The 6,558-nt window shown below is 64.1% G+C and carries 8 protein-coding genes and 1 tRNA gene; 1 reads left to right on the top strand and 8 read right to left on the bottom strand.

Features of this window, described 5'->3' with window-relative positions; translation table 11 throughout:
- Positions 1 to 60 precede the first annotated feature (60 nt).
- Positions 61 to 1,071, bottom strand: a complete 1,011-nt coding sequence (locus tag AC1DYX_RS25915; protein ID WP_477264225.1) for a 5'-nucleotidase — start codon at positions 1,069 to 1,071, stop codon at positions 61 to 63.
- Positions 1,072 to 1,311: 240 nt separating this feature from the next.
- On the opposite strand from AC1DYX_RS25915, the gene AC1DYX_RS25910 reads away from it, so the two are divergent.
- Entirely contained in the window at positions 1,312 to 1,887 is a 576-nt protein-coding gene (locus AC1DYX_RS25910) for a lysozyme family protein (RefSeq protein ID WP_477264223.1), read from the top strand.
- Between the two features lie 133 nt (positions 1,888 to 2,020).
- Here the strand turns inward: AC1DYX_RS25910 and AC1DYX_RS25905 are convergent.
- The 7 genes from AC1DYX_RS25905 to AC1DYX_RS25875 form a co-directional block, all read right to left on the bottom strand.
- Positions 2,021 to 2,096, bottom strand: a tRNA-Lys gene (locus tag AC1DYX_RS25905).
- A gap of 72 nt (positions 2,097 to 2,168) precedes the next feature.
- Entirely contained in the window at positions 2,169 to 2,930 is a 762-nt protein-coding gene (ybgF, locus tag AC1DYX_RS25900; RefSeq protein WP_477264229.1) for a tol-pal system protein YbgF, read from the bottom strand.
- A 150-nt stretch (positions 2,931 to 3,080) separates the two neighbouring features.
- The gene (pal, locus tag AC1DYX_RS25895; protein ID WP_477264221.1) at positions 3,081 to 3,608 is read right to left on the bottom strand and encodes a peptidoglycan-associated lipoprotein Pal; all 528 of its coding nucleotides are present in this window, start codon (positions 3,606 to 3,608) and stop codon (positions 3,081 to 3,083) included.
- A gap of 25 nt (positions 3,609 to 3,633) precedes the next feature.
- Positions 3,634 to 4,899 carry a Tol-Pal system beta propeller repeat protein TolB gene (tolB, locus tag AC1DYX_RS25890; protein WP_477264219.1) on the bottom strand — a complete coding sequence of 422 codons (1,266 nt, stop codon included), beginning with the start codon at positions 4,897 to 4,899 and terminating at the stop codon, positions 3,634 to 3,636.
- Positions 4,900 to 4,933: 34 nt separating this feature from the next.
- A complete protein-coding gene (gene tolA / locus AC1DYX_RS25885; protein WP_477264217.1) occupies positions 4,934 to 5,920 on the bottom strand; it encodes a cell envelope integrity protein TolA in 987 nt (328 codons plus the stop codon).
- 10 nt (positions 5,921 to 5,930) lie between these two features.
- A complete protein-coding gene (locus AC1DYX_RS25880) occupies positions 5,931 to 6,359 on the bottom strand; it encodes a biopolymer transporter ExbD (RefSeq protein ID WP_477264215.1) in 429 nt (142 codons plus the stop codon).
- A 21-nt stretch (positions 6,360 to 6,380) separates the two neighbouring features.
- On the bottom strand, positions 6,381 to 6,558 hold a 178-nt coding region (locus AC1DYX_RS25875; protein ID WP_477264227.1), incomplete at its 5' end, for a MotA/TolQ/ExbB proton channel family protein.

Genomic DNA, 6,558 nt, shown 5'->3' with positions numbered 1-6,558 from the left:
GTTCGAGGTGCGCGGCGCGGCGGCGCCCGGCGCGGCGGCGCCCGACGCAGCGGCGCCCGGTCATCCCGCTTCGACTTTTTCGACCAGCAGCGGCGGATCCGCGGACAGGTCGAGCGGCAACGGCGTGAACAGCGGCGAGTCCGAACGATAGGGTACGCGCCCCGACGGCACGTGGCGCGCGGCCGGGTCGAGGTGCAGGTCCTGGTCGTCGAAGAACAGGTGCGCGCGGAACGCCTTGACCACCTTCGACTTCGGCACGCCGCCGAGGAAGAAGATTTCGTTGACGTAGACGCCCCAGTGGCGCAGCGTATTGATGACCCGCATCTCGGCCGGCGCACTGCGCGCCGTGACGATGGCGATGCGCACGGGCGACACATCCGCGCCGAACGGCAGCCGTTCCTGCAGGCGCGCCAGCCGGCGCAGCAGGATCGCGTACGGACCATCCTTCATCGGCTCGTTCTGCTTCTCGTCCTCGATCGTGTGGAAGCGGTCCAGGCCTTCCGTCTTGTACACGAGTTCGGACGAATCGTCGAACAGCACGGCATCGCCATCGAAGGCGATGCGCACCTGGTCCTCCGGCGGCGCCTCGCCCGCGTGCGGCGGCGGCTTCAGGATCGCGGCGGCGCAGGCCTGCGCGTCGATCACGCGCTGGGCATCCTCGACGTTCGTCGTCAGGAACAGGTCGACGGCGAACGCGTCCAGGTAGTCGACGACGGACTCGCCACCGGTGAACGCATGGCGCGAGATCGGCAGGCCGCGGGAGCGGATGTTGTTGAAGACGCGCACGCCGGTCTCCGGGCTGTTGCGCGACATGACGACGACTTCGACCAGCGGCTTAGACTCCGACGGCGCATAGCGGTTCAGGCCCAGCAGCGCGCGCACGAGGGCCATGCCGGTGCCGTCGCGCAGCGGCTCGTTCTCGCGCTCCAGCATGTAGGCGCGGTATTCCTCCAGCGCGCCCTGGGGATTCTTGATGGATCTCGCTTTGTAGATGGCATCGGCTTCCGCCAGGTCGAACAGGGCGGTGGCGGAGATGCCGACCACGAGGGTATCGGAAAGGTCGAGGGGCATGGCGGTTGGATTCCTTGGTTGCGGAAACTGCGCATGGGCAGTGTAACGGATGAGCAGTGCGGGGTGGGTACCGCTCGTTAATATTCCATCCGGAAATTATCGTGGGCGGGGGCGGGCGGTGCTTGAGGTCGAGCAAGCTATCGTCGGCACGGCAAGCTGGAGCACGGCTGAGATGGCGCAAATCAGTCATGCGATCCGGGTAGCACGATATAGGCGGCAGATCAGGAGATGGGGGACGATATGGCCGAACAGACTGTCCAGCGCGCGCCGCACCCGGCGGCGACAATCTCGAGCGAGGAGGGCGCCGCGCTGGCGTGTCCGGCGCCGCTCGCGCGCCTGCGCGAGATCCGGCAGCTCGTGCACGCGAACAACCGTTCCTGCCTGGCGGACGAACTCATCGTCTGCCAGATCTACATGGAATCGCGCTTCGACAAATGCGCCCAGCCGGAAGGCAGTAGCGCGCGGGGGCTGATGCAGTTGCTGAAGGTCGCGAACCGGGAACTGTTCCGGCTCGATAACCTGTGCAAGCCGCCCGGCGAACGCTGTGCCGAAGCGGCCCTGTATGCCGCGGCGGACGCCTTCCATTCAAGTCCCGGGTTCATCGACGAGGCGACGAACATTCAGATGGGCACGCGCTATCTGCAGGTGCTGATCGACCGGGCGCGGCGGGAGCATCGGCCGGACCCGATCGCGGAAGCGTACATGGACTACCGCGGCGTTCGCAACGGCATTTATTACCGCAAGATTTGCGTGGGGGCGGACAGGCTCAGGCGCGATCCGGATGATGTCGGGGCGTTGCAGGCGATGACGGCGTAGGCTGCGAGCTTTTCGCACAAGCCGGCCAGTGTTGGCGCCCACGACGAATCCGGGCCACGCAGCGGAAGAGTGGGCGCTTGAAACAAAAAAGGCGTCACGATCACTCGCAACGCCTTCTTGTTACTGCAAATTCTGGTAGGCCGTGCTGGGCTCGAACCAGCGACCAACGGATTAAAAGTCCGCTGCTCTACCAACTGAGCTAACGACCCGAAAGAAGCAAGATTATAGGCGGTAACTGCGGTCGTGTCAAACGATCACAACGTGCGTACCGACGCCGAAGATTACTTCAGGGCGGCCAGACGATCCTTGGCTGCCTGGGCCGCCGCGGAGTCGGGGAACTTCGAGACGAGTTGCTGCAGGGCCTTCTTGGCATTCTTCTTGTCCTTCAGCTCGGTATAGCTGGAGGCGATGTTGAGCATGGCGTCCGGGGCCTTGGCGCTGCTGCCGTAGTTGGAGACGACGGCTTCCTGGGCGGCGATCGCGTTCTTGTAGTCGCGCTGGGCGTAGTAGGCGTTGCCGAGCCAGTACTGGGCGTTGGCCGCGTAGGCCGATTCGGGGAAGCGGCGGACGAAATCCTGCAGCGCGGCGGCGGCGGCCTTGTAGTCGCCCGACTTGAACAGATCCATCGCGGCATCGTAGGTTTTCTTTTCGCCCGGCAGGACCTCGGCGGACTGGCCGTCGATGGTTTCCTGACGCGGCTCGAGTTTCTTGATGCGGGCGTCGAGGTCGGCGTACAGGTCTCTCTGGTTCTTCTGCGCGTTGGCGATTTCGTTGGCGAGGACTTCGACCTGGCCGCGCAGGCGCGCGATTTCCTGCATCGTCTGCTCGTGCTGGTTCAGCATGTCGACGCCGATCGCTTTGTCGGCCTTGGTGTCGAGGCGGGCGTTGATGTCACGTGTCAGTGCCTCGACCTTGGCGCGCAGGTCCAGGATCGCCCGGCGTGCCTCGTCGTCGTCGAGCAGGCCGGCGTTCGCCTGCAGGGGCAGCCAGGCAGTGAGGGCGAGGGCGACGGCTGCGAGGCGGAACTGGGACAGTTTGATCATCATGAGCTCTTTCTAAACCGGTAAATACGGGGATGTCCCCAGGGCGAATCCAAACGGAAACGGGGCGGGATGCAGTCTGCACCGCATCCCGCCCCGCTGTCAATTGCTGGGGGCGCCCAGCCGGCTTACGCAGCCTCGACAGCGTCCCGATTATTGATAGACGATGTCGGCGCGGCGGTTTTCAGCCCAGGCAGCCTCGTCGTGGCCCATGGCCTTCGGCTTTTCCTTGCCCAGCGAGACGGCTTCCATCTGGCCATCCGACACGCCCAGGGCAGCCATCGACTTGCGCACGGCTTCGGCGCGCTTCTGGCCCAGGGCCAGGTTGTATTCGGTGCCGCCGCGCTCGTCGGTGTTACCCTGGATCAGGACCTTGCGCTGCGTGTTCTTGGTCAGGTAAGCCGAGTGGTTCTCGACGACCGGCTTGCCGTCGGCGCGCACGGCGTAGCTGTCGAAATCGAAGTACACGCTGCGGTTCGCCAGGACGCCTTTCGGGTCGTTCAGCGGATCGACCGCGGGGGCTTCGACCGGACGGATTTCACGGTTGTCAGCGACCGGCGGTGCCTGGGTGACAGGCTTTTCCGTGACTGGCGGGGCTTCCTGCAGCTTCGGCGACGACGTGCACGCCGACAGCAGGGCCGCAGCGGCCACGATGAACGCTACACTTTTTACATTATGCATGGGTTTTTCTCCTGGTCAAAAAGATTTACTTCATAAACGGGCCCCAGCTGGGCTCCCGAATGTTTCCCGCTTGGGTGCTCAAGCGCTGCTTGACACGCCCGTCGACCGACACAACGGCGAGCGCGGTACGGCCGCCACCCCTGGTCGCATACATGATGTATTTGCCGTTCGGCGAAAAACTCGGTTCGGTGGCCCCATCGGCCAAGCGTTGTTCCTGGCCGCTGGCCAGGTCCATCGCATACAGGGAAAAACCCCCATCGCGTTGCGAAATCCACGCCAGCGTCTTGCCGTCCGGGGAAATACGAGGGCTGATATTGTAACTGCCGTTGAACGTGACGCGGGTCGCTTGCCCACCGTTCACGCTCATCTTGTAGATCTGCGGGCCGCCGCTGCGGTCGCTGGTGAAATAAATCATCTGGCCGTCACCCGAGAATTGGGGTTCGGTGTCGATGTCGGCGCTGTTCGTCAGGCGGCGCAGGCCGCTGCCGTCGGCGTTGACGATCCAGATTTGCGTATTGCCGGTCTTAGACAGTGCGAGGGCCAGCCTGGTGCCGTCCGGGGACCAGGCCGGCGCCGAGTTGTTCCCCTTTTCGTTGGCGACGACGGAGCGCTGGCCCGTCACGAGGTTTTGCACGAAGATCACCGGCTTGCGCAGTTCGAACGAGACGTAGGCGACCTTGGTGCCGTCCGGCGACCACGACGGCGAGATGATCGGCTCGCGGCCGTGCGCCGCGACCTGTTCGCCTTCGCCATCGGCATCCGCCACCACGAGCTTGTAGTCGCGCGAGGCCGGATCCTGCTTCACGTACGTGATGCGGGTCGAGAAGATGCCGCGCACGCCGGTCAGTTTTTCGTAGACGTCGTCGGCGATGCGGTGGCCTTCCAGGCGCGTGTTGCGCGCGGTGACGGCATCCGACAGTTGCGACAACTGCGCCTTCTTGACGGTGTCGAGCAGCTTGTAGCGTACCTGGAAGCGGCCATCCGCGAGACGCTGCACGGAGCCCACGACGAGCGCGTCGGCACCGCTGGCCTTGAACGCGGCCAGGTCGATGTTGGCGGTGTCGGAAATCGTCTGGCGTGCATCGATGACCTTGAACACGCCGCTGCGTTCGAGGTCGGCGCGGACGATCGCGGACACCTGCTCGGGCGCCACCGATTCGTCGGCGAACGCGGCGACTGCGACCGGGATCTGGTTGCTGCCCACGCCGGCGATTTCGACTTTCAGCTGGGCATGTGCAGCCACGCCCATCAGGAGGGTGGCCGAAAACAGCAGGGTATGTAGTTTCTTCATGTTTCTCTCAGCAATGGTTAAGGTCGGAACGCGATCACTGCAGGTCCTTCATATGGAATTCGATCACGAGGGAACGCTCTACCGTACCATCTTTCTTCTTGGGCAGTGGGGACGATTTGGCGATGCCTTTTTCGACGGCGTCGTCGAATGAAGGCACACCACTGCTCTTGATCTTTTTGACGTTGATGATCTCGCCGGTCGGCAGTTGTTCGACGCGGAAGGTCGCGGTCGGGTTGCCCGGTTCGTCGAGGCTGCCCGCGTACGACGTATTGCCTTTTACTTTGCCTCTAATGGCCGCGCCATATCCTGAGTCGAGACGCGGCGCCGTCGATTTCTCGGCCGTCCCCGTGCTGGACGGATTGCCGGCCGCGCCCGTGATGCGGCGCATCTCGTCGGCGCGCGCGGCGTCGAGTTTCTTCTGTTCTTCGGCGGCCTTTTTCTTCTTCTCGGCTTCCTCTTTCTTTTTCTTTTCCGCGTCTTCTTTTTTCTTCTTCTCGGCTTCCTTCTTCTCCGCTTCGGCCTGTGCCTTTTTCTCTGCCAGCTCGCGTTCTTTTTTCTCGGCGAGCGCCTTCGCTTTCTTTTCTTCGGCGCGCTTCTGCTCCACGAGTTCGCGTTCGCGCTCCAGGCGCTCTTCCTCGATCTGCTTGCGTTTCAGTTCTTCCTTGCGCTTCTTCTCGCGCTCGAGGGCGATGTCCGGCTGTTTCGGCTGCGGCTGTTCGACGGCGGGCGGCGGCTCCACCGCTTTCGGCGCCGGTTGCGGCTGGGGTTCCGGTTCTGGCTCGGGCGCCGGCGTCGGCTCAGGAGCGGGCGGGGCGGCGGTCTGGGTCTTGACGTCCCAGATTTCCGCCTCGACGGCGACGGGCGCATTGTTCTGCCAGCTCACGCCGATCCACAGGAAGGCCAGCAACAGGGCGTGCACGCCCACCGCCAGGCCGATTGCGGGCCAGCGGTTCGGTTCGGGCGGCACGCGGTAAGGCGAGCCGTTGCCGAGGCCGGTGTTGTTTGACTTCGTTGCTGACATCAGTTCGTCTTCACTTCGTGGCCAGTCCGACGCGGGTGATACCCATCTTCCTGGCTTCCGAGATCAACTGGATCACGTCGTCGTATTTGCTGTCGCGGTCCCCCGCAATCAAGACCGGATAGTCCGGATGATCGGCGTGGATCTCGCGCAGGCGTGCGACGAGGGCGGCGCGGCTCGACACGTCTTCCAGCGCCTGCGGGTTCTTGCCCGTGATGCCGATCTGCAGCTGGGCGTTGTCCTTGATCGCGACCTGGATGTAGTCGTCGGGCGGCTGCGTCGAGCGCTCGGCGCTGGGCAGCTTGATCTCGCTGGGGTTCTGGGTCGGCGGCACCGCCATGAAGATGATGAGCAGCACCAGCATCACGTCGATGTAAGGCACGACGTTGATCTCGGACTTGAGCTTGCGACGGCTGCCGCGCAGGCTGCTGTTGAAGGCCATGTCGGTTCCTCGTTGCGGCAATCAGCGCGACTGGCGCTGCAGGATGTTCGAGAATTCCTCGACGAAGCTTTCGAAGCGGATCGCGAGGCGGTCGATGTCGTGGGTGAAGCGGTTGTACGCCACCACGGCCGGGATCGCGGCGAACAGGCCGATGGCGGTGGCGATCAGCGCTTCGGCGATGCCCGGCGCGACCGTGGCC

The sequence above is a fragment of the Massilia sp. P2_C2 genome (genome assembly GCF_056404615.1).
This window is presented reverse-complemented; position numbering and strand designations above follow the sequence as displayed.